General features: G+C 72.2%; 23 protein-coding genes and 2 tRNA genes. 13 read left to right on the top strand and 12 right to left on the bottom strand.

Annotated features, from left to right (window positions below; genetic code table 11):
• Positions 1 to 111: 111 nt before the first annotated feature.
• Positions 112 to 1,269 carry a magnesium/cobalt transporter CorA gene (gene corA / locus ACYU96_RS19025; RefSeq protein WP_460757167.1) on the top strand — a complete coding sequence of 386 codons (1,158 nt, stop codon included), beginning with the start codon at positions 112 to 114 and terminating at the stop codon, positions 1,267 to 1,269.
• A gap of 13 nt (positions 1,270 to 1,282) precedes the next feature.
• On the opposite strand, the gene ACYU96_RS19020 is transcribed toward corA, so the two are convergent.
• A complete protein-coding gene (locus tag ACYU96_RS19020) occupies positions 1,283 to 2,128 on the bottom strand; it encodes a sugar phosphate isomerase/epimerase family protein (RefSeq protein WP_460757165.1) in 846 nt (281 codons plus the stop codon).
• Between the two features lie 75 nt (positions 2,129 to 2,203).
• A complete protein-coding gene (gene ptsP / locus ACYU96_RS19015) occupies positions 2,204 to 3,922 on the bottom strand; it encodes a phosphoenolpyruvate--protein phosphotransferase (protein WP_460757162.1) in 1,719 nt (572 codons plus the stop codon).
• 154 nt (positions 3,923 to 4,076) lie between these two features.
• Between ptsP and ACYU96_RS19010 the strand changes: the two genes are divergently transcribed.
• Positions 4,077 to 4,541: a PTS sugar transporter subunit IIA gene (locus ACYU96_RS19010; protein ID WP_460757159.1), complete on the top strand. Its 465-nt coding sequence runs from the start codon at positions 4,077 to 4,079 to the stop codon at positions 4,539 to 4,541.
• Between the two features lie 110 nt (positions 4,542 to 4,651).
• Here the strand turns inward: ACYU96_RS19010 and ACYU96_RS19005 are convergent, their stop codons facing one another.
• A complete protein-coding gene (locus ACYU96_RS19005) occupies positions 4,652 to 5,263 on the bottom strand; it encodes a TetR/AcrR family transcriptional regulator (RefSeq protein ID WP_460757157.1) in 612 nt (203 codons plus the stop codon).
• 225 nt (positions 5,264 to 5,488) lie between these two features.
• Between ACYU96_RS19005 and ACYU96_RS19000 the strand changes: the two genes are divergently transcribed.
• A complete protein-coding gene (locus ACYU96_RS19000) occupies positions 5,489 to 6,496 on the top strand; it encodes a hypothetical protein (protein ID WP_460757154.1) in 1,008 nt (335 codons plus the stop codon).
• A 662-nt stretch (positions 6,497 to 7,158) separates the two neighbouring features.
• On the opposite strand, the gene ACYU96_RS18995 is transcribed toward ACYU96_RS19000, so the two are convergent.
• Positions 7,159 to 7,494, bottom strand: coding sequence for a hypothetical protein (locus ACYU96_RS18995; RefSeq protein WP_460757151.1), 336 nt, complete (start codon positions 7,492 to 7,494; stop codon positions 7,159 to 7,161).
• Complete coding sequence (locus ACYU96_RS18990; protein WP_460757149.1) at positions 7,491 to 7,784, bottom strand: hypothetical protein; 294 nt, start codon at positions 7,782 to 7,784, stop codon at positions 7,491 to 7,493. Before ACYU96_RS18990 ends, ACYU96_RS18995 begins: the two co-directional genes overlap by 4 nt.
• A 151-nt stretch (positions 7,785 to 7,935) precedes the next feature.
• Between ACYU96_RS18990 and ACYU96_RS18985 the strand changes: the two genes are divergently transcribed.
• Positions 7,936 to 8,658 (top strand): GntR family transcriptional regulator, encoded by a 723-nt coding sequence (locus tag ACYU96_RS18985; RefSeq protein ID WP_460757146.1) that lies wholly within the window; start codon positions 7,936 to 7,938, stop codon positions 8,656 to 8,658.
• Here the strand turns inward: ACYU96_RS18985 and ACYU96_RS18980 are convergent.
• From ACYU96_RS18980 to ACYU96_RS18965, 4 genes are all read right to left on the bottom strand, one after another.
• Positions 8,630 to 9,643 carry a hypothetical protein gene (locus tag ACYU96_RS18980; protein ID WP_460757144.1) on the bottom strand — a complete coding sequence of 338 codons (1,014 nt, stop codon included), beginning with the start codon at positions 9,641 to 9,643 and terminating at the stop codon, positions 8,630 to 8,632. The two genes, ACYU96_RS18985 and ACYU96_RS18980, sit on opposite strands and share 29 nt — an antisense overlap.
• Positions 9,644 to 9,653: 10 nt before the next feature.
• On the bottom strand, positions 9,654 to 10,700 hold the full coding sequence (locus ACYU96_RS18975; RefSeq protein WP_460757141.1) for an SPFH domain-containing protein: 1,047 nt from the start codon (positions 10,698 to 10,700) through the stop codon (positions 9,654 to 9,656).
• Positions 10,701 to 10,801: 101 nt separating this feature from the next.
• On the bottom strand, positions 10,802 to 11,854 hold the full coding sequence (locus tag ACYU96_RS18970; protein ID WP_460757139.1) for a pirin family protein: 1,053 nt from the start codon (positions 11,852 to 11,854) through the stop codon (positions 10,802 to 10,804).
• A gap of 196 nt (positions 11,855 to 12,050) precedes the next feature.
• Positions 12,051 to 12,121 (bottom strand) — tRNA-Gly (locus ACYU96_RS18965).
• Positions 12,122 to 12,277: 156 nt separating this feature from the next.
• On the opposite strand from ACYU96_RS18965, the gene ACYU96_RS18960 reads away from it, so the two are divergent.
• The 4 genes from ACYU96_RS18960 (at position 12,278) to ACYU96_RS18945 (ending at position 15,588) form a co-directional block, all read left to right on the top strand.
• Positions 12,278 to 12,715, top strand: a complete 438-nt coding sequence (locus ACYU96_RS18960) for a TM2 domain-containing protein (RefSeq protein ID WP_460757136.1) — start codon at positions 12,278 to 12,280, stop codon at positions 12,713 to 12,715.
• A gap of 229 nt (positions 12,716 to 12,944) precedes the next feature.
• The gene (gene dcd / locus ACYU96_RS18955) at positions 12,945 to 13,520 is read left to right on the top strand and encodes a dCTP deaminase (protein ID WP_460757133.1); all 576 of its coding nucleotides are present in this window, start codon (positions 12,945 to 12,947) and stop codon (positions 13,518 to 13,520) included.
• Positions 13,521 to 13,571: 51 nt separating this feature from the next.
• Positions 13,572 to 14,693, top strand: a complete 1,122-nt coding sequence (locus ACYU96_RS18950) for a hypothetical protein (RefSeq protein ID WP_460757131.1) — start codon at positions 13,572 to 13,574, stop codon at positions 14,691 to 14,693.
• A gap of 34 nt (positions 14,694 to 14,727) precedes the next feature.
• Positions 14,728 to 15,588: an EamA family transporter gene (locus tag ACYU96_RS18945; RefSeq protein ID WP_460757128.1), complete on the top strand. Its 861-nt coding sequence runs from the start codon at positions 14,728 to 14,730 to the stop codon at positions 15,586 to 15,588.
• 4 nt (positions 15,589 to 15,592) lie between these two features.
• On the opposite strand, the gene ACYU96_RS18940 is transcribed toward ACYU96_RS18945, so the two are convergent.
• Positions 15,593 to 16,207: a bacterial proteasome activator family protein gene (locus ACYU96_RS18940; protein ID WP_460757125.1), complete on the bottom strand. Its 615-nt coding sequence runs from the start codon at positions 16,205 to 16,207 to the stop codon at positions 15,593 to 15,595.
• 119 nt (positions 16,208 to 16,326) lie between these two features.
• On the bottom strand, positions 16,327 to 17,304 hold the full coding sequence (locus ACYU96_RS18935; RefSeq protein ID WP_460757121.1) for an NAD(P)H-quinone oxidoreductase: 978 nt from the start codon (positions 17,302 to 17,304) through the stop codon (positions 16,327 to 16,329).
• A 159-nt stretch (positions 17,305 to 17,463) separates the two neighbouring features.
• On the opposite strand from ACYU96_RS18935, the gene ACYU96_RS18930 reads away from it, so the two are divergent.
• The 5 genes from ACYU96_RS18930 to ACYU96_RS18910 all read left to right on the top strand — a co-directional run bounded on the left by ACYU96_RS18930 (position 17,464) and on the right by ACYU96_RS18910 (position 23,398).
• Positions 17,464 to 21,456, top strand: a complete 3,993-nt coding sequence (locus ACYU96_RS18930) for a HAMP domain-containing sensor histidine kinase (protein WP_460757118.1) — start codon at positions 17,464 to 17,466, stop codon at positions 21,454 to 21,456.
• 38 nt (positions 21,457 to 21,494) lie between these two features.
• Positions 21,495 to 21,944 carry a roadblock/LC7 domain-containing protein gene (locus ACYU96_RS18925; RefSeq protein WP_460757115.1) on the top strand — a complete coding sequence of 150 codons (450 nt, stop codon included), beginning with the start codon at positions 21,495 to 21,497 and terminating at the stop codon, positions 21,942 to 21,944.
• Positions 21,945 to 21,954: 10 nt separating this feature from the next.
• On the top strand, positions 21,955 to 22,365 hold the full coding sequence (locus tag ACYU96_RS18920) for a DUF742 domain-containing protein (protein WP_460757112.1): 411 nt from the start codon (positions 21,955 to 21,957) through the stop codon (positions 22,363 to 22,365).
• A gap of 229 nt (positions 22,366 to 22,594) precedes the next feature.
• Positions 22,595 to 23,146, top strand: coding sequence for a GTP-binding protein (locus ACYU96_RS18915; RefSeq protein WP_460757665.1), 552 nt, complete (start codon positions 22,595 to 22,597; stop codon positions 23,144 to 23,146).
• A 167-nt stretch (positions 23,147 to 23,313) separates the two neighbouring features.
• A tRNA-Ser gene (locus tag ACYU96_RS18910) sits at positions 23,314 to 23,398 on the top strand.
• A gap of 164 nt (positions 23,399 to 23,562) precedes the next feature.
• Here the strand turns inward: ACYU96_RS18910 and ACYU96_RS18905 are convergent.
• Positions 23,563 to 25,266 carry a GMC family oxidoreductase N-terminal domain-containing protein gene (locus ACYU96_RS18905; RefSeq protein ID WP_460757110.1) on the bottom strand — a complete coding sequence of 568 codons (1,704 nt, stop codon included), beginning with the start codon at positions 25,264 to 25,266 and terminating at the stop codon, positions 23,563 to 23,565.
• Positions 25,267 to 25,364 lie beyond the last annotated feature (98 nt).

Here is a 25,364-nt window from a genome sequence, read left to right as displayed (position 1 = left end):
GCACCGACGCGTGGACCGCCTCGGTGTGCGTGCCGTTTTCCCGAGCCCACCAGCCGCGGCTGCTCCGTCGCCCCGTTCGCGTCGACCGGTCAACGACCTCGGAGTACTCCCATGGCTACCTTCCTGCCCGCACGCCCTGTCCGCTCGCGCCCCCTCCTGGAGGCGCTCCGCCCGCGACCCCGCCGTCGTCCCGCAGCGCCGTTCATCGCGCCGGACCCCGGCGCACTGCTGCCCAGCACCCCCCGCCGGTCGCCCGTCGTCGCCGCCGCGATCTACGACGACGGCGAGCGCACCGCGTCCTTCGCCAAGCTCTCCGACGCCTTCCGCGCGCTGCGCAGCCGGCCCGGAGGCATGGCGTGGATCGGCCTCGAACGGCCGGACGAGATCGAGATGGACACGCTCGCCAAGGAGTTCGACCTGCACCCGCTCGCGGTCGAGGACGCCATCCAGGCGCACCAGCGGCCCAAGATCGAGCGCTACGGCGACACCCTCTTCGTGGTGCTGCACGCCGCGCGGTACGACGACGCCGCCGAGCGGGTCGAGTTCGGTGAGCTGCACGTGTTCATCGGACCCGACTTCGTCGTCACGGTCCGGCACGGCGCCTCGCCGGACCTGAGCGCCGTGCGCGCCCGCCTCGAGGCGGACCGCGACATGCTCGCCCGCGGGCCGGAGGCCGTGCTGTACGCGATCCTGGACGACGTCGTGGACGGCTACGCGCCCGTCGTCGCGGGCCTGGAGAACGACATCGACGAGATCGAGTCCGAGGTGTTCGGCGGCGACCCCGAGGTCTCGCGGCGCACCTACGAGCTGTCCCGCGAGGTCGTGGACTTCCAGCGCGCGGTGCGGCCCGCGCAGAAGGTCTGCGCGTCGCTGGCCAAGGGCGCCGAGAAGTACGACGTCCACGAGGAGATGCAGGCCTACCTGCGCGACGTCGCCGACCACCTCACCGAGGCCGCCGACCGCATCGACTCCTACCGGGCGGCGCTGCGCGACATCCTCACCGTGAACTCCACCCTCGTCGCGCAGCGGCAGAACGAGGAGATGAAGCACCTGTCGGAGGTCAGCCTCCGGCAGGGCGAGGAGGTCAAGAAGATCTCCGGGTGGGCGGCGATCCTGTTCGCCCCCACGCTGGTGGGCACCGTCTACGGCATGAACTTCGACGTCATGCCGGAGCTCGACTGGGCCTGGGGCTACCCGGCGGCGCTGGTGGCGATGGCCGCGGTGAGCGTGGGGCTGTTCGGGGTGTTCCGCGGGAAGCGCTGGATCTGACCGCCGGCCGGCGTCACCGCGTGGTGACGCCGGCTCCGGCGCCCAGGTGGGTGCGCGCGTAGGCGAGGCCCTCGACGAGGTCCGCCTTCCGCTCGTCGGCGCTGCGGCCCCGCGTCGAGATCTCCAGGCAGACGTCGCCCTGCCAGCCACGCCGGCCCAGCTCGGCGAGGACCTTGTCGCACTGCATGATGCCCCGGCCCGGGACGAGATGTTCGTCGCGGGCGCTGCCGCTGCCGTCGGCGAGGTGCAGGTGCGCCAGGCGGCCCTCGAAGATCTCGAGCAGCTCCATGCCGTCCTGCTGGGCGACGCTCGCGTGCGAGAGGTCGAGCGTGACGGCGTCGTACCCGTGGTCCGCGGGGTCCCACCCGGGCAGGTAGGCCTGCATCTCGCGGCCTCCGCCGCGCCACGGGTACATGTTCTCGACGGCGATCGTCACCCCGGTCGTCTCCGTGAGCGCCGCTACCTGTTCCTCGAACTGCCGCGCGTACTTGAACTGCCAGCGGAACGGTGGGTGCACCACCACGGTGGCGGCGCCGAGCTCGAGCGCCATCTCCACGGTCCGGTCCAGCTTGGGGCCCGGCGCTCGGCCCCATACGCGCTGGCTGACCAGCAGCGTCGGTGCGTGGAGCGAGCGGACCGGTACGCCGGTCTCGGCGGCGTACCGCGCGAGCGAGAGCGGGTTGCGCGTCGTCTCCTCCGACCAGATCATCACCTCGATGCCGTCGTAGCCGGCCTCCGCAGCGGCCTCGAAGGCGTACGGGACCCGCCGCGGGAACACTGACGCGGTCGACAGCGTCACGTGCGCCCCCGAGGCTCCGGCATCGGGCTCGGTCCCGTCTGATCCGATCGGTTCCAGCATGTCTTCCACCTTACGAGGGGTTCGTAACGGAAACGTGACCTCAGGGTTCACAGGTCATGGCGAGCTGCACAGAGATCACGGACTGCTCTTCGCGGAGTCGCGGACGGCCTCGCGTGCCTCGCGTGCCGTCGGCCGGTCGAGGGCCGTCGCCGCCAGCTCGCGGCACTGTTCCAGCGTGACCTGGCGCAGCGCGCCGGACACACCGGCGAGTGCCCGCGGCGTCATCGACAGCGAGGCGACGCCGAGCCCGACCAGCACCGGCGCGAGCAGCGGGTCGGCGGCCGCCTCACCGCACACGCCCACCGGACGACCATGCACCGCCCCACCCTGGCACGCCACCCGGACGAGGTCGAGCACGGCGGGCTGCCACGGTGTGGACAGGGCAGCCACCCCGGCCAGGTCACGGTCGGCAGCCATCGTGTACTGCGTGAGGTCGTTCGTGCCGAGGCTCGCGAACGCGGCGTCCGCGAGCAGGTGGCGCGCCTGGATGGCGGCCGCCGGGGTCTCGATCATGATGCCGGCCGTGCTGAGGTCGTGCGCCGCGCAGGCCGCGACGAAGTCTCGCGTCTCGTCGGCCGTGGCCACCATCGGCGCCATGACCCAGACCTCGGCACTCTCCGCGCGCGTCGCCCGCGTGATCGCCTCGAGCTGCCGGTCAAGCACGTCCGGGTGGTCGACGGCGGTCCGGATGCCCCGGACCCCGAGCGCGGGGTTGTCCTCGTGGTCGGGCGTGAGGAAGCGCAGCGGCTTGTCCGCCCCGGCGTCGAGCGTGCGCACGACGACGCGCCGCCCGCCGAACCGCGCGAGCACCGCCCGGTACGCGGTGACCTGCTCGTCGACGGTCGGCTCCTCGCCCCGCCCCAGGAAGCAGAACTCCGTGCGGAACAGCCCCACGCCACGCGCACCCGCGGTCGCGGCGGCCACTGCCTCGTTCGGGTCGGCCACGTTGGCCACGAGGTCGACGGCGTGCCCGTCGCGCGTGGCGCCCGTCCCGTCGAAAGCGGTGTGCGCCGAGGGCCGACGGCGCACGACGCCCCCCGGCCCCGTCGGCTCTCCCGCCCCGACGGTCTCGGCCTCGAGGCCCGCCGCGGCCAGGTCGGCGGCCTCGGGGGCGACGACGACCTCGCCGTCCGTGCCGTCCACCAGCACGGTCTGGCCGGCGGTGAGGTCGGCGGCCTCGCCCAGCGCGACGACCGCGGGGATGCCCAGCGACCGCGCGATGATCGCGGTGTGCGAGGTGGGGCCGCCGCGCGAGGTGACCACGGCGAGGACCGTCACGGGATCCAGGGTCGCCGTGTCGGCGGGCGCCAGGTCGGTCGCCACCAGGACGAAGGGGTGGCCCGGGTCGGGGACGCCGGGGAGCGGGGCACCGGTCAGCACGGCCACGATGCGGTCCCGCACGTCCCGCACGTCGCGTGCCCGCTCCGCCATCGGGCTGCCGAGCGACTCCAGCTGCGACGCCACGGTGCCGGCCGCGTCCCACACGGCGCGCTCCGGGGTGAGGTGGTCGGTGCGGACCCGGTCCGCGGCGTCGGCCGCGAGGGTCGGGTCCGCGGCCATGGCGGCGGTGACCGACAGGATGTCCGCCGCGGTGCCCGCGGCGCGTCCCGCGCGCTCCGCGAGATCCTGCTCGACCTGGAGCGCCGCCTCCCGGACCGCCTCGGCCGCCGTGTCCACGGCGCCCGGCTCGATCCGGTTCGTAGCGGGTTCGGGCACGCGCGGCGGCATGTGCATCACCGGCCCGGCCGACCGGCCGGGACTCGCGGGGACGCCGGTTCGCTTCTCGCCGGGCATACCGCTCCCGTCTCTGCGTGAGATGGCTGTCTCGAGTGCGCGAGGCACGTTACAGGGTGACACGCCGGTTGCCGAAGCCTGGCGGTCGTAGATGCTCGCGCGGGCGCGCGGTGTCCCGCGGCGGCGCGGCCGGTGGATCTGCCAGGATGGCGTCATGACGCAGGCGTTCACCGTGCGGTCCCCCGTCGCCGGGACCGTCGTCGCGATGGCCGACGTCCCCGATCCGGTCTTCGCCGAGGGCATGGTCGGGCCGGGCGTCGCCGTCGACCCGGTCGCGGGGGCGCCGTCGGACGTCCTGGCACCGTGCGACGGGATCATCGTCAAGCTGCACCCGCACGCCTTCGTCCTCGCCGGCCCCGCGGGCCGTGGCATCCTCGTCCACCTCGGGATCGACACGGTCCAGCTCGCGGGGCAGGGCTTCACCCTGCACACGGCCGAGGGCGAGACCGTCATCGCCGGTCAGCGCCTCGTCTCGTGGTCGCCGTCCGACGTGGCGGCCGGTGGCCGCTCGCCCCTGGTCCTCGTGGTCGCCCTGGACCTCGTCGCGGACGGGCTCGAGGTGCTCGCCGCTCCGGGAACGCCGGTCACCCCCGCGAGCCCGATCTTCGTCGTCCCTTGACCTCCCCCGTGCGGCCCGGCCGCCGAGCACACGGCGCGGGTGGGGTCTTGTCCGGCCTGCGTCACCGGGCCCAGGCCCTCGCGGTGGGCGGGCCCTGGCGGGCGGGTACGTCAGGCAGGGACGCGTTCCAGGACGCGGGCGCCGACCGCGCGAAGGACGAACGTCTCCGTGGCACGGATCGTGCGCTCGCGGGCCGCGGGCTCGTCCGGGATCAGCCGGCCCGACAGGCAGGCGTTGACGAGGTGCACGGTGGGTTCGACGTCCTGTGGCGGGAAGGCCCCGGTGTCGATGCCGCGCGTGATGATGCGACGCAGGATCGACTCGACGATCTCCGCGTGCTCACGCAGCCGGGCCTGGGTCGCCCGGGACAGGACCGAGCGCAGGTCGGGTCCGGGAGCGAGGTGGAAGACGCGGGTGAGCTGAGCCTGCTGGCGGATGTACGTGCGGAGCTGTTCCACCGGGTGGTCGACACCGTCGAGCGCACGTTCCAGCGTGTGCGCGTACTGCTCGGTCTCGTGCGTGATGAAGCCGAGCAGCAGCGCTTCCTTGTCGTGGAAGTGGTTGTAGACGGCTGTCCGGCCGACGTGCGCCGCGGCGGCGATGTCCGCGAGGGTGATGGTGTCGAACCCGCGCTCCGCCATGAGGGTCGAGAGCGCGGTGAACAGCTTCTGCCTCGTCATCTGGCGGTGCTCGTGCAGGCTCTTGCCGATGATCTTGGGCATGCTGACAGCATAGGTGCAACACGTCAGGAACCGTGAACCGACCGGTCGTGCCGCGGTCGACCCGGGCAGGCACGACGAGGTCCGGCGCCGTTCGGCGGCACCGACGGAACGGCTGTCACACCGGGGCGCCAGGGCGCCAGATTTCGGTGTGTTCGTCACGAGCATGTTTCATGTCTGTAACATCCCTGATGCCGCTATCAATGCCCGCGGCAGTAGTGTTCCCGCATGACGCTTCTTGCTGGGACCATCCCCGCAGAACATGCGGCGGGGCACGTCCTCGTTCTGCCGTGTCCCGACGGACCCGTCGTCGTCAGCCCGATGGCGTCAGCATGGTTCTCCGACGTCGCCTGGTTGCGTGAACCCGCGCGCGCCTCGGGGGCTCGCAAGATGACCGGGGCGCGCTTCCGCGGGATCCAGCAGTCGGTGTCGGTCACCCCCGGCGTCCTGCGCCTCGGTGAGGAGCACATCGCCACGGGCCCGTTCGTCGTGGAGGGAGAGGCGCTGGCCGAGATCGCGATGACCGCCTCGAAGGCGGAGGCGTACGTGCTCTCGCGCAGCGACGGCCTGCGCGACGTGCGTGGCGCGGCGTCGACGTCGTACGACGACCGGGACGGTATCGCCCGGTCCTTCCCCCACGCGCTCCCGCAGGGCGAGGAGCTGCGCGTGCTCCAGTGGGCCGTCGCCGCGGCCCGCAAGACGGGCGGCGTGGTGCTGGGCGACGGGCTCCGGCCCATGATCCCGGACCCGTTCGGCTCGGTGAACGTCGGGCTCTACAGCGCGCACCCGCTCGCGGCAGGCGACGTGCTGCCGCTGCTGCGCGCGTTCATCGCCACGGCCGAGGTGAGCGGGGACCAGCTGACGCCGGACGGCTCGCCGCGCTACCAGCTCGTGGGGCCCACCGCCTACGACGGGACGATCGTGATCGACGTCGAACGGGTCGACCGGGTGCCGCGGGCGCTCGGCGAGCTCGACTGGCGCGCCTACGGGCCGTTCGCGTACCGGCTGAGCTGGGTCCCGGCCGACCCGTACGAGCTCGACCTGGAGCAGCCGTCGGGCCTGCACATCATCGCGCGCGCCCGGATGCGGTCGTCGATCGCGCGGCTCGCGGTGACGCTCCAGAGCCGCATCGCGGGCGTCGTCGTGGACGACGGCGGGTTCGTGGCCGACGCCGCGGAGCTGGAGGCGCGCAGCGATCCACAGGCCAACACGGGCAACGCGCGCGCCTGGGTCTGACATCCCGGAAGGCCGCACGCGTGGGTCGCCGGCACGACCCGTGACCGTTCCGGCATGCCGCTCGCGGCGGCACTCGTGCACGTATATGCACATTCATTATCCACAGATGTTTTCCACAGGGCTGTGCATATCCTGCGAACTCCCAGGTGGTCCTGTGGACAGACCTGTGGGTAACGGATCCGAGCAAATAACAACGTTGGACCGGTTGCCGCGAGGCCGAACCGGAACTAGAAACGTGGCTATCGGTTCGGTGAGTGACGGCCTGATCGGTGCGCTGCAGCAGCACCGAAAGGCCGGCCGCCGGACGCAGGTCGACCGGAGAACGACAGGACGCCCCGTGCCATGGTGCGGGCTGTGGGTGACGACACAGGTGCCTGAACGGAGCCGGAAGACCACCCGCGTCCGACATGCCCTGCACCAGTTCTGCCCGGCGCTCCGGGCCAGAAGGGCGTGAACCGGAGTCGTGACGTCGACGCGGCGCCTCTGGTCCCCAGGTAGGTCGACCGGAGGTACGCGGTATCGCCAGGGCTCCCGGCCTGCCCCGGGAGCTCTGGCCCGTCTCACGAGCGGTCCGGCGCCCGTCCGGCCGGCGTGCGCTCTGCCGACGCCTGTCCGGTGTCCGGCCGACGCCCGCCGTCGGCACCTGTTCGCCGGACCGCACCTCACCGGTCGAGCGTCGTCAGGTGGAGCGAGACGGGCAGGTCCCATCCCGCAGGCGGGAGCCAGCCGCTCCAGCACCGCCACGCGATGCCGCAGTCGCGCGAGGGGTGGTGCCCCGCGCGCTCCAGGAGCCGGAGCTGCGTGGCGAGGCGTTCGGCGGACGCCGTCCGGGCGACGAGCACGTCGACCGAGATCGTGCCGAGGAGGTCGTCGCCGAGATCGAGGTGGTCGACGCCCGCCCGCACCTCGAGCGGCTCCGCGCCGGCCACGTGCGCGACGAGCGCCGTGACGGCGACGAGGCCGGCCGGGCCGGATCCCGTGGCGGCGGGCCGGGTCATCGGGGCCAGACCCGGACGGTCCGCTGGCGGGGCCGCTCGTCGAGGTCGGCGTAGAGCGACACGTCGATGCCCTCCCACCGCCCTGTCCACAGCGTGAACCCGGGCGTGACGCCGGGAAAGTCCTGCCGCGTGACCAGCCCGAGGAGCTCGGCGAGCTCCCTTCCCTCGCTCCGCCTCGCCGGGTGGAGGGACAGGTGGCCCTGGTACATCTCCACGCAGCGCAGGCGGTAGTCGCCGATGCGGAGGAGGATCCCGGCCGCGGCCCCGGCGGATTCGGTCAAAGTTGCCATTCCAGTCCTTTCAGCGCTTCACCCGAGGAGGTCTCTCTAGGCACATAGTCCACAATGGGTACGATGACTAGAGGGCGCAACTCGAGGGCTGAAAAGTTGCGCATCCGCAACAGCAGATAGTTAGGTGGATCCCGTGTCTAGAGAGGGCCGAGTGACAGCTTCCAGCATTGCCAAGGACCTGCGCGCCGAGATTCGCGCCGGTACGTACAAGCCTGGCGACCGACTTCCGAGCGAAGCGGCGCTGATGGCGACCTACGGGGTCGCCCGCATGACAGCCCGCCACGGGCTGTCCATGCTCAAGGACGAGGGCCTCACGGTCACCCGCCACGGGTCGGGCGTCTTCGTACGGTCCTTCGACCCGATCGTCTTCGACAGCACCGGGTCGGCGTCCGACGACGGCACCATCACCCCGGTCATGGACGAGACCGACGCCGGGCTGACCGTCCGCACGCTCGCGGTGACTCCCGAGGAGGATCCGACCGAGGAGGCGCGCAGGGCGCTGGGGCTCGAGCCAGGTGTCCAGGTGACGACACGCGAGCGGTTGCACGTGCGGGGGCGCAAGCCGCTGCTGCACGGGGTGTCGTACGTGCCCGCGTCGATCGCCACCGGGACGCCCATCGCCGCGGACGAGATCGGCCAGGGCGGCACCTACGCGCGCCTCAAGGAGCTCGGCCACGAGCCGGTGAAGTTCCACGAGGACGTCGTGGCACGGATGCCCAGCATCGAGGAGATCGAGGCGCTGCGCATCGAGCCCGGCACCGCCGTGCTCCAGGTGATGCGCACCGCGCTCGATGCCGAAGGACTCGCGGTCGAGTACAGCCGCATCGTGCTCGACGGTGGCGAGTTCATGCTCCGCTACGACTTCGACGCCTGACGGGCCCGGCGCCCGGGCGACCGCCCCGGGGACGACGGGCCCCCGACGACTGGTCCCGGGACGGTCTGGCCAGGCGGAGCCTGCGGTCGGCGAGACCGATCCGTACGGCTTGGCCCCAGCCCGCCTCCAGCCGGTCGGCCTCCACGCCGTCGCCGAACACGACGAGCCGGTCGGACCGGACGGTGAGGGAGACCTCGTCGTCCGGCCCGAGGACCCCGTCGGTCAGCGACGCCCCCGTCACCGGGGACGGCCAGGCCTCACGGACGAACCACGCGAGCGCCGGAGCGTCCGGCACGGGGAGCCGGCGGCCCCCGCGATCGTGGGCCAGCGACGCGCACCAGCCCGTCGCCCCCGTCCCTGTGCCCACGACGAGGCCGGACGAGAGCTGGTCCTCACCGCGGCCCGCCACATCGAGCCGGTATCGGGCCGACTGGTGGCTCGCGTGCCCCACGAACACCTCGTTGAGGGCGTGCAGCTCCTGGCCGTCGTCGAGCCGCACGTGCGCCATCGCCAGCTCGTCGACCGGCAGGGCGGACGCTTCCCTCCGGCGGCCGGGAGCCGCCCCGCCGTCGTCGGACCAGGCGGTCAGCAGGGCCGCCACGTCCCGTGGACGGTGCCGGACCAGGACGCCGGCGTTGCGCCCCGGCTCGGGGTCCACGCCCACGACGGTCTGGCCGCCGAGATACTTCGCGGCATTCGCGACCAGCCCGTCCTGCCCGACCACCAGCACCAGATCTTCCGGAGCGAAGAGGAACCGGTCCAGGTCGGCCCGCTCGACGTCGGCCAGCGCCCAGTCGCCCGGCACCGACGCCGTCACCGTGCTCCGCGCGGCAGTCACGGCATCGTGCCGCTCCTGGACCTCGGCGAGCGAGCGACCGCGCGTGCGCAGGAAGAACTCTGCCTGGCCGCGCGTCGCGTGCCGGTCCAGGAGCTCGTCGAGCTCGGTCCGGCGATGGACGAGGACGGCTCGCCTGCGAAGGGTCATGCCTCGCCCCTCACGTGCCGGAAGGGGCGGGGGGCGTCGCGTCAGGACTCCCGGACGAGCCGCCACCGCGCCCCGCGAGCGAGCCCAGCAGGCCCGACAGCAGGTCCGGCGTCACCGTCAGGTTGTCCACCCTGGGCAGCGTCGCGGCCGCGTCACGCGCCGCGAGAGCGAGCAAGACGTCGCGCCCCACCTGCGCATACACCTGCATCAGCGCGGCCTCCCGGTCCGCCTCCGCCGCGCCGAGGACCCGGGTCTCGGCCGCGCGAGCACCGGAGCTGATCTCGCGCCGCTCGGCGTCCGACCTCGTGCGGATCAGCGCGGCCGCTCCCGCCTCCTCCGCCTCGCGCCTCTTGTTGGCGCCCTCCTGCGTCACCAGCTGCTCCCGGCGGGTCGCCAGCTCGATCTGGCTGGACAGCTCGTTCTCCGAGATCGTGCGCTCGCGCTCCACCGCGAGAGCACGCCGCTCGTAGGTGGCCCGGTCCGCCTCGGTCTGGAGGCGCTCGCGGACGGGTGTGCGCAGCGCCTTCTCGACGTCGGCCTCCGGCCTGAGGGCGAGCACGCGCACGCCGAGCACCTCGATGCCGGTGGCGGTCAGCCGGGCGTCGTCGCCGAGCCCGGAGAGGGCGTCCCGGACGCTCGCGACACCGGTCGCGAGCGCCTCGGCGAGATCGAGCAGGGCGATGTGGTCGACGGCGGCCGACTGGGCGAGCTGTCCGACGACGGCGCCCACCTGCTGCCTGCCGGTCGCGGTGTCGCCGTCCCGGGGCGGGAAGATCCCGAAGTCCAGCCTTCGCGAGGCGAGGACCGGGTCGCCGAACCGGTACGTGACCGTGGCCTGCACGGTCACGTCCTGCTGGTCGCGCGTGATCGCGTGGAACAGGACGGGCAGCTCCTGGTCGGTGGCGGGGACCTCACTGAGCACCGAGACGTCAGGGCGGAACCAGAACGCCTGGCCGACGCCGTCGTGCACCACCTTTCCGCGACGCAGGTGCACGACGTGCTCGGCTGCTGAGCCGAGGAATCGCCGCAGGTAGGGGAATTTCTTGATCGTCGCCACTGGGGGCCCTCCGGGGTCGGGTCGGTCGGAGAGACGATATCCAGTCCGGGGCGGACCGCCGGCACTTCTGGACAGGGCTCGGTGGGTGGGGCGGGTCCAGGTCAGCCCGGCGGTCGGGTTCCGGCCGGTCGGGTGCGGGGCTTGAGGCGGGCGTCGGGCAGCACGGGCGCGCGCAGCGGGCCGGACGCGTAGCCGTCGACCTGACCGAAGCGCCGCGTGCGGGCGCCGTCGGCGTAGGCGGTGGCGCCGTCGGGCAGGTCGGCCACCTGGGCCGTCCAGTCGGCGCGGGCGCGGGCGACGTCGTCATGGGTGCGTCCCACGAAGTTCCACCACATGACGATGTCCTCGGCGAACGGTGCGCCGCCGATCAGCACCGCGCGCAGCGGGCGGTCGGCACCGGCCGCCACCACGAGCCGTCGTCGTCCCGGACCGGTGTAGCCCAGGGCGGACCTCGCCACGTGCGTCCCCGCCAGCCGGGCGTCCCCGGAGTCCACGACGAGCCCGTGCTCGAAGCCGGGGTCGACGTCGAGGTGCAGCTCGGCGCCGGCCTCCAGGTCGAGCTGGGCGCCCACGAGGGGGGAGTAGGTGGTCGCGGGCGACACGAGGCCCTGTCCGGCGACGCGCAGGCTGCCCACGAACACCTGGACGCGGGCGCCGTCGGACTCTGCGACCGGGAGGTCGCCGTGGTGCTCGAAGTGCGGGTCGATGCCGAGGGCGCTGCCCGGGAGCGCCGTCCACAGCTGGACCCCGTGCAGGAGGGCCGGCCGCCCGGCGGCGGGGGACTCCTCGGAGTGCGAGATGCCCGTGCCTGCCGTCATGAGGTTGAGCTCCCCGGGCCGGACCGTCTCCAGCGAACCCACCGAGTCGCGGTGCAGGATCTCGCCCTCGAACAGCCAGGAGACGGTCTGCAGCCCGGTGTGCGGGTGCGGTGGGACCTGCATGCCGGCGGAGGCGGAGACGTCGTCGGGCCCGTAGTGGTCGCTGAAGCACCACGCGCCGACGAGCGAACGGGCCCGCTGCGGGATCGTGCGCCGCACCGTCATGGCTCGAGGCCCGCCGAGCGGCACCTCACGAGGTCCGAGGATCTCGACCCCGTCGCCCCCCGCCCCCGCGGAGCACACCTGCTCGTCCGGCCGTGTCTCCAGGTTGCTCATGCCCCGAGCGTAGAACGTCAGCCCCGCAAGGCGGCAACGCACGCGGGCCCGAGAAGCAGGCTCGGCACTGAGGACCAGGCTCACCCAGAAGGGGCCCGGGGGCGTGTCCCCCGGGGCGGGGAGCGGGGGCTCCGCCCCCACGAGAAATGACGAGACGACGCGGCCCTTTCCTGGGCACACGCCGCCTGTCGTCGAGAGCGGGTGACGGGAATCGAACCCGCGCTATCAGCTTGGGAAGCTGAAGTTCTACCATTGAACTACACCCGCATCGTCCTGGTTCAGTCCGGTTTAGCCACCCTACGATGGCTACCGGCGGGGGTCCAGGGGATCTCCACCGGCACCTGCTGAACTGGTGCGTTGCGATCATAACCGACGTCGCCGGAAAGACGAACCTGGCGGCCACTTCCCGTGACTGGAGACGCCGTGAACAGGCACCACCCGAATGACGAGCCCACCGAGGCGATCGACTACGACCAGACCGTACAGGTCCCGGGCGGGCGGCCGCTCGACGCGACCATGCCGCTGCCGGGCGGCAAGCGTGTCGAGTCGGGCTACACCCGCCCCCTGAATTTCCCGGGCAGCACTCCGCAGCCCCCGAAGCGCCCCGACTCGAAGGTGAAGGGCAAGTCGCGCGTGGTCGCGGGCCTGCTCGGCATCTTCCTGGGCGCGCTCGGCGCGCACCGCTTCTATCTGGGCTACCGGGCGCTGGGCCTCGTCATGCTGGCCATCACCGTGATCGGTGCGATCGCCGGTTTCGGTTTCATCTCGGCGATCTGGGGCGGGATCGAGGGCATCCTGTACCTCGCGCTCCGCAAGGGCTACTGGGCGGTGGACGCCAAGCAGCGCCCGCTCCGCGACTGATCCCGGGCAAGGATCAAGGATCCCTGGACAGGATGCCGCCGAAGCTCACCGGCCGTGCCTCACGCTCCGACCGGCAACTCCATGAGTGATCGGCAGAAGAATCTGCCGATCACTCATCCGAGGACCGATCGAGCCGCCACCGGACGAGCCGCCACCGGACGCCCGGCCGCACCACGACCGCCGTCGTGGCACCGCTGCCGACCGGGGCCGCGCCGAGTACCGTGTCCGGGTGCTGCTCTCCGACCGTGACATCCGTGCCGAGCTGGACGCCGGGCGCGTCGCCCTGGACCCGTACGACGCGGAGATGATCCAGCCGTCGAGCATCGACGTCCGGCTCGACAGGTTCTTCCGGCTCTTCGACAACCACAAGTACCCCTTCATCGACCCGCGCCAGGAGCAGCCGGAGCTGACCCGGCTGGTCGAGGTCGAGCAGGGCGAGCCGATGGTGCTCCACCCGGGCGAGTTCGTGCTCGGTTCCACCTACGAGGCGGTCACGCTGCCCGACGACGTCGCCGCCCGCCTGGAGGGCAAGTCGTCCCTCGGACGTCTCGGACTGCTCACGCACAGCACCGCCGGCTTCATCGACCCGGGGTTCAGCGGCCACGTCACGCTGGAGCTCAGCAACGTCGCCACACTGCCGATCACGCTCTGGCCGGGCATGAAGATCGGCCAGCTCTGCTTCTTCCGGCTGTCCTCGCCCGCCGAGCACCCCTACGGCTCGCAGCGGTACGGCTCCCGCTACCAGGGCCAGCGCGGCCCGACGGCGTCGCGCTCGTGGAAGTCCTTCCACCACACCGAGGTCTGAGTGCGGGAACGCGAACGTCCTGGTCAGGTGACAGGACTACGCTCACGCTCCATGACGTACCCGTCACTGCCGCCCAGCGCGGCCCAGGCCCACCAGGCGCGACACCTGCTCGCCGTCCCCGAAGACGTGACGGTGGACGAGATCGAGGTGCTGGCCATGTCCCGGTTCACCGCGACGCGCTGGGACGTCACTCCCGCCGGGATCCTCCCCGGCGACGTGACGAGCGCCCCCCAGGGGCCGCGTGCCAAGGGCGGCGCGCCCGGCGTCCTGCGCGTCTCCCGGCACGCGACCCTGACCGGGCCGTACGCGCCGCAGGCCGACGGGTTCGACCTCGGCCTGCCGCCCGGCAGCGCGATGGTGTTCGACGTCGTCTGCCACCGTGAGCGCGGCGAGCCGCCGTTCAGCGTCGGCGACCGGGACGGCGTCGGGCGCGCCTTCGCGCAAGGGCTGCCCGAACGTGAGGAAGGACGGCTCGTGGCCTGGCTCGTCGCCGTCGCGCGGCGGCTCGGGGGAACGCTCCGGGTCGACGTGGGGGGCCTGTGGGGTGGCGGGACGACGGGGTCCGGCGCGTCCGTGTCCCGTCCCGGCACCGGCGTCGTGCTCGCTCCCGACGCCGACGCAGCGATCGACATGTCCGTGTTCGCGAGCGTCTGGCTCGAACCCGAGGCGGCACTCGCGACCGTGCGCCCCCTGCACCAGCACACCCGGCTGGCGACCGGGGGCAAGGAGTGGGGCGGTCCGCCGGACGGCATCGCCGACCGCCCCTTGTACCCCGGCGAGAAGATGGATCCGGCACGCCGCAAGAAGATCCATGCCGCCGCGGAGGAGTTCGACATCGCGGCCCTCAAGGGTCCTCAGCTCCTGCACGGCTACGGGCTGCTGATCGACCTCGGTGTCGACGGCATCGTCGTCGTCGAGGTCGCCGGCGAGGAGCACCTCCCGCCGGTGCTGCGCGGACTCCCGTGGACCGCTGACGGCGCCGTCTGCTACCGCGTGCACTGGGAACCGCCGGACCAGATCGAGGCCAACCGGGAACAGCCGGGTATGGAGCACCGCATCGCGCGCAAGCGGGCCGCGGAGCTCGTCGCGCGGATCGCCGGACGTCTCCAGGACGCGGTCGGCGGCGAGATCGCCGACGAGGACGGCTTCCTCGTCGACCCGGCGGACCTGTAGAGAGTTCACCCGCCGTGCGAGTTAGGCTCCGGCAGTGTCCGCCAACCCGCTCGAGCGCGTCCCCGCACCGGCCGTCTTCGTCGTCTCGGGGCTGACGCAGTACGTCGGGGCAGCGGTCGCCGTCGGGCTCTTCGTGCGGCTCGGGGCACCGGAGGTCGGCTGGTGGCGCATCGCGCTGGCCGCGCTGGTGCTCGTCGTATGGCGGCGGCCGTGGCGTCGCTCCTGGTCGCGGCATGATCTCGGCTGGTCGGTCGCCTTCGGCGTCGTGCTCGCCGCGATGAACCTCGCCTTCTACGTCGCCATCGGGCACCTGCCCCTGGGCAGCGTGGTCGCGATCGAGTTCTGCGGCCCCGTCGTGGTGGCGGCCCTGACGGGGCGCGGCTGGCGCTCGCGGGCGGCGATCGCCGCGGCGGCCGTCGGCGTGGTGCTGCTCGCGGGCGTGGTGCTCGACTCCGGCCTGCCCCGCGCCGAGGCGGCCCTCGGGCTCGGCGCCGCGCTCGCCGCGGCAGTCTGCTGGGGCCTCTACATCTTGCTGGGGCGGCGGGTCGCGCGCGTCGGGGCGGGGGTGGACGGCCTCGCCGTCGGCATGGCGGTGGGTTCGCTCTGCTTCGCGCCGCTCTTCGTGCACAGCGTGCCGGACGTGCTGTCCGACGGCGGTCTCCTCGTCCTGCTCACGGTCGTCGCCGTCTGCTCGTCGGTGGTTCCGTACGGACTGGAGCAGGTGGTGCTGCGGCGCGTGCCGCCGGCCACGTTCGCCGTCCTGCTCGCGCTGCTGCCGGCGACGGCGGCGGTGGTGGGCGCGGTCATGCTGCAACAGCTGCCCGGGGTGGCGCAGGTGGCGGGCCTGCTGTGCGTGTCGGCGGCGATCGCCGTGTCGCCACCCCGGGCGGACTGAGCCCTCAGAGGTACTGGCCGGGGCCCCGCTCCGTGTGCTGTCCGTCCTGGGGCTCGCCGTGGCGGGGCGGGAACGGGCTCGCCTGGGCGCCGGGCGGCAGGGCGCGCCGCATGCCGGTGAGCTGGGCCTGCGCCGCCATCTGCTGGGCGACGAGCGCGGTCTGGATGCCGTGGAAGAGACCTTCCAGCCAGCCCACGAGCTGGGCGTGCGCCACCCGGAGCTCGGCGTCGGACGGCGCTGCCTGCTCGCTGAACGGCAGGGTGATGCGGTGCAGCTCGTCGACGAGGTCGGGGGAGAGCCCGTCCTCCAGCTCCTTGATCGAGCGCTCGTGGACCTCGGCGAGGCGGGTGCGTGCGGCCTCGTCCAGCGGTGCGTCGCGGACCTCGTCGAGGAGGCGCTTGATCATGCCGCCGATGCGCATCACCTTGGCCGGCTCCTCGACCTGGCCGACCACGTCCTCGGCGGCGGTGTCCTCCGTGCTCTCCGGTGGTTCTTGGTCGTGCCCGGCCGGGACGGTGCGGCCGTCGGGCGTCACGACGTGCGGGCGGGCCTCGCGGGCGGCGGCCGTGCTGTCGTCGTCCCTCCCGGTCGGTGGGGTCGGTTCGTCGGCGTGGGTCATGGCACCAGTCTTCCGTGCGGGGGGCGGCGGCCGGCGGGCCGAAGCGTGTATCACGATACGGATACGGCGGGATCTTTTTGTTATTGCTCAGGGCACCCCTGCTGCGCCCCGGGGCTTGGTCAGGGCACCAGCAGCACTTTGCCGAAAGCCTCGCCCGACTCGAGGAGGTCGTGCGCCCGCTGGGCGTCCGCGAACGGGAGCACGGCGTGCACGACCGGCCGCACCCGCTCGTCGTCGACCATCGGCCACACGTGCTCCCGGACGGCGGAGACGACGGCGGCCTTCTCCTCGGCGGGACGCGACCTGAGCGTGGTCCCGGTGACCGTGGCGCGCTTGGCCATGAGTGCCCCGAGGTCCAGCTCGCCGCGCCGTCCCTTCTGCAGCCCGATGACGACGAGGCGCCCGCCCCGGGCGAGCGCCCGCACGTTGTCGGCGAGGTTCGCGGCGCCGACGACGTCGAGGACGACGTCGGCCCCGGCGCCCTCCGACGCCTCGCGGACGAGGGTGGCGAAGTCCTGTTCGCGGTGGTCGACAGCGAGGTCCGCGCCCAGGTCAGCGCAGCGCTCGACCCTCTCCAGGCCGCCGGCGGTCGTCGCCACGCGGGCACCGAGGGCCTTGGCGATCTGGATGGCGGCGGTGCCCACGCCGCCCGACCCGCCGTGCACGAGGGCCCACTCGCCGGCGCGCAGCCCGCCGACCGTGACGAGGTTGTCCCACGCGGTGCACACAGCCTCCGGAAGCGCGGCGGCACGGATCAGGTCTACGCTGCGTGGAGCCGGAAGAACTTGTGTCGCACGCACGGTGACCTGCTCCGCGTAGCCGCCGCCGTCCAGGAGCGCTACCACCCGATCTCCGGCGTGCCACGACGACACGCCGGGGCCGACACGCGTGATCTCGCCTGAGATCTCCAGGCCCGGCCAGTCCGGCGCACCCGCCGGCGGCGGATAGTGTCCGGCTCGTTGCAGCAGGTCAGCACGGTTCACGCCTGCGGCAGCAACGTTGACCAGTACTTCGCCTTCTACGGGAACCGGGTCAGATACGCTCGAAAGGGAGAGTTTCCCTGAGCGCCCGGTTGCGGATATCGTGACGGCTCGCACACCGATGGAGCCTAGCTGGACGTCGGTCACTTGTACGCACTCCGCGAGAGTGTCGAGGCTCGCGAGAGCGAGTTCACGATGTTTCGCGGACAGTGATGGAGAGAGGTACGCATGTTCCGCAGGTTGGGAGTTCGCGGGAAAGTTCTTGCGACCCTTGTCGTGCCTGCCCTCGTCATGATCATCGCGGCGGCGTACATCACCTGGACGTCCATCGAGTCGGCGCTTCGTGCGCAACAGACCGCCGAACTGGTTGCGGCACTCGAGGAGCAGGACGACGCGGGTACGGCGTTCGCACAGGAGCGTGCGCTCACCATCGCGGCGTCTGCTCCATGTCTCCCCAACCAGGACCCTTGCACCGCCGACGAGGCGAAGGAAGTCCTCCTGAAGGGGTTGCCCGAGCAGAAGGAGGGCAAGGTCGTCAAGAAGGACGGCGAGACCGTCTATGCGCTCCCGTCGGCACAGGAGCAGACGAACCAGGCCCTTGACGAGCGCGACGAGAAGTTCAAGACGCTCGACACGAGCTTCCTCGACCCGCGCGTCCGGACCGCCATCGAGCAGACCATGTACGACCGCAGCGAGGTCTACGAGGTCCAGCGCAAGGTCCAGGACGAAGTGATCGCCGAGCAGCAGGTCACCAGGGCGTACAACATCTTCATCGAAGACTCCGTCGACGTGATGACGCAGCTCGCGGACACCACCGAGAACCGCGACCTCGGTGAGCGGATCCGGGCGCACCAGCTGATGGACCAGCTGATGCTGACCAACACCTACGAGCGGCCGCTGATCGGCAATCTCCTCACGAGCGCGGCGATCGCGCAGGCTACCGGCGACGAGGTGGACCGCTCGACCGTCCTGCGTGCTCTTGAGCAGGTCACCTTGGGTGACATCCAGGAAGAAGAGACGAACACCGCGCTCGAGAAGATCCCGGGCGAGCGGCAGGTCCCCCCGATGGACGGCTCCCTCGGAACCGTCCGCACGCTCCTCCTGCAGGGCGAGGAGGAGGGCCTGATCCAGAACCAGGCACTCGCCGCGACGTTCGGCGAGGAGTCCGCGAAGTGGGTCGAGGAGACCCGCGTCGTCCGCGACGAGGTCCGCGAGGACGCGCTGAGCGTCGCCGAGTCGCAGGCCCGCGAAGCTTTCAACACGGCGCTGATCACCGGTGGTATCGCCATCGGCTCACTGGCGTTCTCCATCATCACGGCGCTCGTCATCGCCCGCCGCCTGGTCTCGCCGCTGCGCCGCCTGACCCAGGCGGCCGGTGTCGTCCGTGACCGCCTGCCCACCCTGGTGGAGCAGGTGTCCGTCCCCGGGCAGGGCCCGACGATGGACCTCGACCCGATCAGCATCGAGTCCGCGGACGAGATCGGCCAGCTGGCCGCGGCGTTCAACGACGTGAACCGCACCACGATCGAGGTCGCCCAGGAACAGGCGGCCCTGCGTGGCTCCATCGCCGAGATGTTCGTCAACGTGGCGCGTCGTGACCAGGTGCTGCTGAACCGTCAGCTCGCCTTCCTGGACGACCTGGAGCGTTCCGAGGAAGACCCGACCACGCTGTCGAACCTCTTCCGTCTCGACCACCTCGCGACCCGGATGCGCCGCAACGCGGAGTCCCTGCTGGTTCTCGCCGGCATCGACTCCGGTCGCCGGGTGCGCCAGCCGATGCCGGTCTCCGACGTCATCCGTACGGCGTCCTCCGAGATCGAGCTGTACGACCGGGTGCGCCTGAACCTCGTGGTCGACCCGATGATGCTGGGCCACAACGCGCTGAACGCCGCGCACCTGCTGGCCGAGCTCCTCGAGAACGCGACGAACTTCTCCGAGCCGCACACCCCGGTGGAGGTCGCGACCGAGCGGACCGAGGACCACGTCCTGGTGTCCGTCCGCGACCACGGCCTCGGCATGACCCCCGAGGAGATCGCGGAGGCCAACTCCAAGGTCGCCAGCCACGCCGCGTCCGACGCGGTCGGCGCCCAGCGTCTCGGCCTCTTCGTGGTCGGCCGCCTCGCCGACCGGCTCGGTGCGACCGTGGAGTTCGGGACCGGGTCGGAGGGCACCGGCACGATGGTCGCGGTGCGCTTCCCCGCCATGCTCTTCCTGCCGGACAGCTCGATGCCGCTGCCGCAGCCCACCGATCCGCTGGAGGCCTCCACGCAGGCTGCCGCCGCGCGGGTGGGCACGATCCCGGAGGGCTCGGCCCCGATGCCGCCCGCCGCCCCGGGCACGACGTCGTTCCCCCTGGCGGGAGCGGCCGAGCCCGCACAGGCCGCGCCGCGTCAGCAGCCGCAGCTCGGCGCTCCGACGGGTGCCATGGCCATGCCCCCGGCGAGCCGGCTCCAGCAGCCGGAGCCGCCGCTCGCGACGCCGGTCGACATCGATGCGCTCACCGACGGCACGACCGCCCTGGGCATGCCGCGTCGTCGGCAGGCGTTGCCGGGGAACGGCCCGTCGACCGGCATGCGCACGACGCCGACCGGATCCATCGTGCTGCCGGAGCTCCAGACGCCGACCATGCCGGAGATGGCACCGGGCGAGGGCCCTGCCTGGACACCTCCGCAAGAGGTGACGAGGGGCAACTCGCTGCCGAGCCGCGCGTCGGCCCGCAAGCAGCAGGAGGAGGCCGACGCCGCGGCGGCCGCGGCCGACCCGGTGTTCGAGGAGACCTCCCCGGCCCCGGTGAACGTGGACCAGCGCAGCGCCCTCTTCTCCAGCTTCCGGTCGATGAACACCATCGACGGGGCGGAGTCGCAGTCGCTGCAGCTCGACCCGATCACGTCGGACCCGGCCTCGCTGCCCGGCGGCCCGGACACGGACATCATGCGGTTCCCGGCGGCGGCGGGCAGCACGCGCCCCCCGACCAACGGTGTACCGCAGCAGCGCCCGATGACGGCGCAGCAGCCGCAGGTCCGACCCGGCCACGTGCCGTCGTCGGCAGGCTTCGGGGCCGAGGCCCCGGACGACGACGGCCGCTACGAGGCACTGCCGGCGTTCGAGGAGCTCATGCAGGACCTCCCGAGCCGTCGTTCGGTGCGGGACCCGAAGCCTGCCGGCAACAAGCGCGGGCTGTTCGGGCGCAGGCCCGGCCAGCCGGCCACCGGTGAGCTTCGTGCCTACCAGCCGGACGTCCAGCCCGGCGCGCAGCCGATGTCTGCTCCGCAGCCTCACGTCTCCGCGGCGCCGCAGGGCTCCTACCCCGCGCCTCCGCAGCAGGCGTCGCCCGCGCCGAGCCCTCAGCAGGCTCCGCCGCCGCCTCCGGCCGGCTACGGCGCCCCGGCGCCGGCACCGGTGCCGGAGGAGACCTACCAGCGCGGCTACCAGGAGGGCTACCTGCGGGCGATCGAGGAGACCCGAGCGCACGCGGTGGTGGACGCGAACACATCGGCTGTCCCGCGCGCCTCGGTCCCCGCCCCGGCGCCCGCGACCAGCCCGGTGGACCCGCGCGTCTCGCAGGCGGCCATGCCGCTGAGGGGCGGGCCGGCCACTGAGGCCGTGCCCCTGCCCCCGGCCGACGCGACCCGCCCGCCGACAGGCACCGGCGCGCACGCGGCAGTCCGGGCGCCCGAGGCGCCGGCGTCGCCCACGCTGCCGCCCCGAGGATTCTCCGAGCTCCGTGAGCCGCAGCAGACCGGTGCGGTGTACGAGCCTGCCTCGTACGGCGAACCGGCTCCGCTCGCGGAGCGGTCCCTGGGCTCGGACCGCGACGGCCAGGACCCGCTCGACCCGGAGTACGTCCGCGACTCGGTGGAAGCCCGGTCGGAGTGGATGGCCTCGGCCACCCTGTACGAGGAAATGACCAGCCTCCTGAACCGGGGGGCGTACCAGGAAGACGATGTGAAGACCGAGACCGCGAACTCCTACCGGCCCGAGACGGTCTCCGCCTCGGACCCCCACGCCGGACTCACGCGCCGTACCCGCGGCGCGTCCGGGACGGGGGCGGACCCGGCCGCGGAGAACCACTCGGCTCGCATCGAACGCGACCCCGAGCAGCTCCGCTCACGCTTGTCGGCCTTCCAGTCGGCCACCGTCCGCGGCCGGGAGGAAGCCGTGGACCAGAGCGGGACAGAGCACGATCCCGGTAACTACGACGAGGGGGGCTCGACGTGGGCACCCTCGACGATGAATGATGTCCCTGACTCAGCGCCGCAGCCGCGGTGACAAGCGCGTCTGTGGATTCTGACTAGGAGGAACCAGAAGTGACCCTCAGCACCGAAGCAACCAATTTCGGGTGGCTGCTCGACAACTTCGTGCGAACCGTTCCCGGTAGCCGCCACACGCTCGTGGTGTCCGCCGACGGTCTGCTCATGGCGATGTCCGACCAGCTCGACCGCACCAGCGGCGACCAGCTGGCAGCCATCGTCTCCGGAATGTCGAGCCTTACTCGCGGCGCCGCCCGCCAGCTCAACGGCGGGAATGTGCGCCAGGCGATCATCGAGATGGACAACGGGTTCCTCTTTCTGATGAACGTGTCCAACGGTTCCGTCCTGGGCGTCGTCGCGGAAGCGACCTGCGACATCGGTCTGATCGGCTACGAGATGGCTCTCCTGGTGTCCCGCACCGAGGCCACCCTCACGCCGCAGCTGATCTCGGAGATGCGTGGCAGCCTCCCGGTGGACGGCCAGACCCGAGCCGCAAACGTGGGATGAGGCAGAGACGATGACGTACGCACCTTTCGGTTCCCAGGGGTCCGCCGATGTCCATGAGACATCGACGGTCCGCCCCTACGCGGTCACCGGAGGCCGTGTGCGGTCGGCCATGTCCGACCTGCCGCTCGAGGCCCTCGTCGAGGTGATGCCCGGCGCGGTGAGCGGCCAGGGCCTTCCTCCGGAGAAGCGCGCGATCCTCCAGCACGCCGCGCACACGTACGTGTCCATCGCCGAGCTCTCCGCCCTCCTTCGGCTGCCTCTCGGCGTCGTCCGCATCCTTGTGGCGGACATGCAGGAGGAAGGGCACGTCACGGTGCACACCTCGACCCCCGTCAACGTCCACACAGGCCATGGAAGCTCGAACTCGGGCCTGTCGCTCAGTGTCTTGGAGAGTGTTCTGAATGGCATTTCCGCCCTCTAGCAACGGGACCGGCGCCGGCCCGAACTGGGCGCCGGTGTCCGATTCCGCGACGGGTACGCCGGCCCGGCAGAGCGTCCTCGGCGGTGGTGGCGGGTCAGCGTCCGCGGCTCCGTCCGCGGAGCCGCGTCCGGCCCAGGCCGCGCAGCCCGCCCCGCCGGTCGTCCAGCAGCCGCCGTCCGGTCAGCCGGGGGCCGGCGCGCAGCCTGCCTCCGACCGCACCGCACCGACCGTGGTGAAGATCGTCGTCGCCGGTGGCTTCGCCGTCGGCAAGACGACGTTCATCGGCTCGATCTCCGACGTCGAGCCGCTCAACACCGAGGCCGCGATGACGGAGCACTCGGTGGGTGTGGACGACGCCGGTGGTGTGACCGACCGCAAGACGACCACCACGGTGGCGATGGACTTCGGCCGTGTGGAGCTGCCGGGCAACCTGTGGCTCTACCTGTTCGGTACGCCGGGCCAGGACCGCTTCCTGTTCATGTGGGACGACCTGGTGCGCGGCGCGATCGGTGCGGTCGTGCTCGTCGACACGGACCGCCTGGAGCAGTGCTTCCCGGCGATCGACTACTTCGAGTCGCGCAACATCCCGTTCGTGGTCGGTGTGAACTGCTTCGACGGTGTGGCGAAGCATCGCCTGGAGGATGTCCGCGAGGCGCTCCAGATCCCTGAGCACGTGCCGATGCTCTACACGGACGCCCGCTCGCGCGCGGCGACCAAGCAGACGCTCATCGCCCTCGTGCAGCTCGCGATGCGCCAGCTACGGGCCGGCAAGCAAGCCTGATACTGCTTTCCGGCGCCGCCGCCGGGCTCAGCCGTCCCCGGCCGTGCACCCTGGCCCGTGGGCGGCTTCGCCACCGGGCCGGCGGCCCGGGGCCGGCTGCCTGACCCGCTGGAGGTCGCGGCGGGCTGCTCACCAGGGCAGTCCGCCGTTTAGACTGTGCGGCACCGGGAGGGCTGACAGAGCGGCCTAATGTGACGGTCTTGAAAACCGTTGTGCGGCAACGCACCGGGGGTTCGAATCCCTCGCCCTCCGCGCAGGTGAAGGCCCCGGGACCCATGGTCCCGGGGCCTTCGTCATGCCGGATCGGCCGGCCCCGCAGGAACCAGCCGAACACGTCATCCCGCGGGCTGGTCGCGTTTCCACCCCGCAGGATGACGTGGTCGATGGCTGATGGTCGGAGCCGGGGAGCGTGGGACTCAGGTGATGTCGACGATCGGCAGCCGGAGCGCGGCCGGCGCGGAGTCGCGGACGGCGGGACGGGCCGGGCTGATGGGACGGACGCGCCGGTAGGGGGCGCCCAGGGCGGGGCGGCCGTCGTCGTCCCCCTTGTTGGGCCACAGGGCGCAGGCGCGCTCCGCCTGGGCCGTGATCGTGAGGGACGGGTTCACGCCGAGGTTCGCCGAGATCGTGGTGCCGTCCATGACGTGCAGGCCCTCGTGGCCGTACATGCGCAGGTACGGGTCGACGACGCCGCGTTCCGGCGACGAGCCGATGGTGCAGCCGCCCAGGATGTGGGCGGTCATCGGGGCGCCGAGCGGCTCCGTCACGATGCTCCCCGCGACGCCCCCCATCCGCTCGGCCATCCGCCGGGCGGTCGCGTGGCCCTCCGGGGTCCACTCGGGGTTCGGCTTCTCCGCGGGCTGCCGCGTCGCGAGCCTCCGGCCGAACGGCCCGCGGCGCAGGTAGGCGTCCAGCGAGTTGTCGTGGCTCTGCATGACGAGGGCGATGACGGCGCGCTCGGACCAGCGCCGGTAGTCCACCAGGACCTGGAGCCACGTGAGGTGCCGGAGCAGCACGCCGACCCAGCGCAGCGCGCGCAAGGGCCTGTCGCCGGGGACGAGCGGGGTGACGAGGGCGCCCATCAGGTTGGACCCCTTGCCGTACCGGGTGGGCTCCACGTGCGTGTGCTCGTCGGGGAAGATCGAGGAGGTGATGGCGACACCTCGTGAGTAGTCGACGTCGGAGACCTTCTTGGTGACCGCGCCGACCAGGGACTCGGAGTTGGTCCGCGTCAGGTGGCCCAGGTGGTCCGAGATGCGGGGGAGCACGCCGTCGGCCTTCATGCGGTGCAGCAGGTCCTGGGTGCCCAGCGTGCCCGCGGCGAAGACCACCTGGCGGGCGGTGAGCTGCCGGCGGTCCTTGCGCGGTCGGCCGGTGCGATGGGTGAGGATCGCGTAGCCGCCGTCGTGCCGCGGGCGGACGGCGTGCACCGTGGTGAGCGGACGGATCTCGGCCCCGGCCCGCTCGGCGAGGTACAGGTAGTTCTTGACGAGCGTGTTCTTGGCGCCGTGCCGGCATCCCGTCATGCACTCGCCGCACTCCCGGCAGCCGGTGCGCCGGGGCCCCGCGCCCCCGAAGAACGGGTCGTCGAACGTCTCGTCGGGGCTGGGCCGGGAGGCGCCACCGGGACCGAAGTAGACGGCGACGTCGGTGGGCCGGAACGTGTCGGCGACCCCCATGTCGCCGGCGACGTCGCGGATCAGGCGGTCCGCGGGCGAGTCGCCGTGATACGTGGTCACTCCGAGCATCCTGGCCGCCTGGTCGTAGTAGGGGTCCAGCTCGGACTTCCAGTCGGTGATGTCGGCCCAGGCCGGGTCGCGGAAGAAGGCGTCGTTGCCGGGCCGGTAGGACACGTTCGCGTACACGAGCGATCCGCCGCCGACGCCGTTGCCCGTCAGGCACAGCACGTTGCGCAGGAGGGTGATGCGCTGGATCCCGTAGCAGCCGAGCCTCGGCGCCCAGACGTAGTCCTTCAGGTGCCAGTTGTTCTTGGCGAACTCGTGGTCCGCGAAACGGCGGCCCGCCTCGATCACGCCGACCGAATAGCCCTTCTCGGTGAGCCTCAGCGCGGCGACGCTGCCGCCGAAGCCCGACCCGATGATCAAGACGTCGTAGTCCATGGAGTGACGGTACTGGAGTATTGACGGCGTCCCCAATAGCTGGGGTGTGATGCACGGCGTGGCCTGCGGCCCAGGATCCACTTTGCCGGACGGTGGTT

The organism is Myceligenerans cantabricum (assembly GCF_054777735.1).
This window is presented reverse-complemented; position numbering and strand designations above follow the sequence as displayed.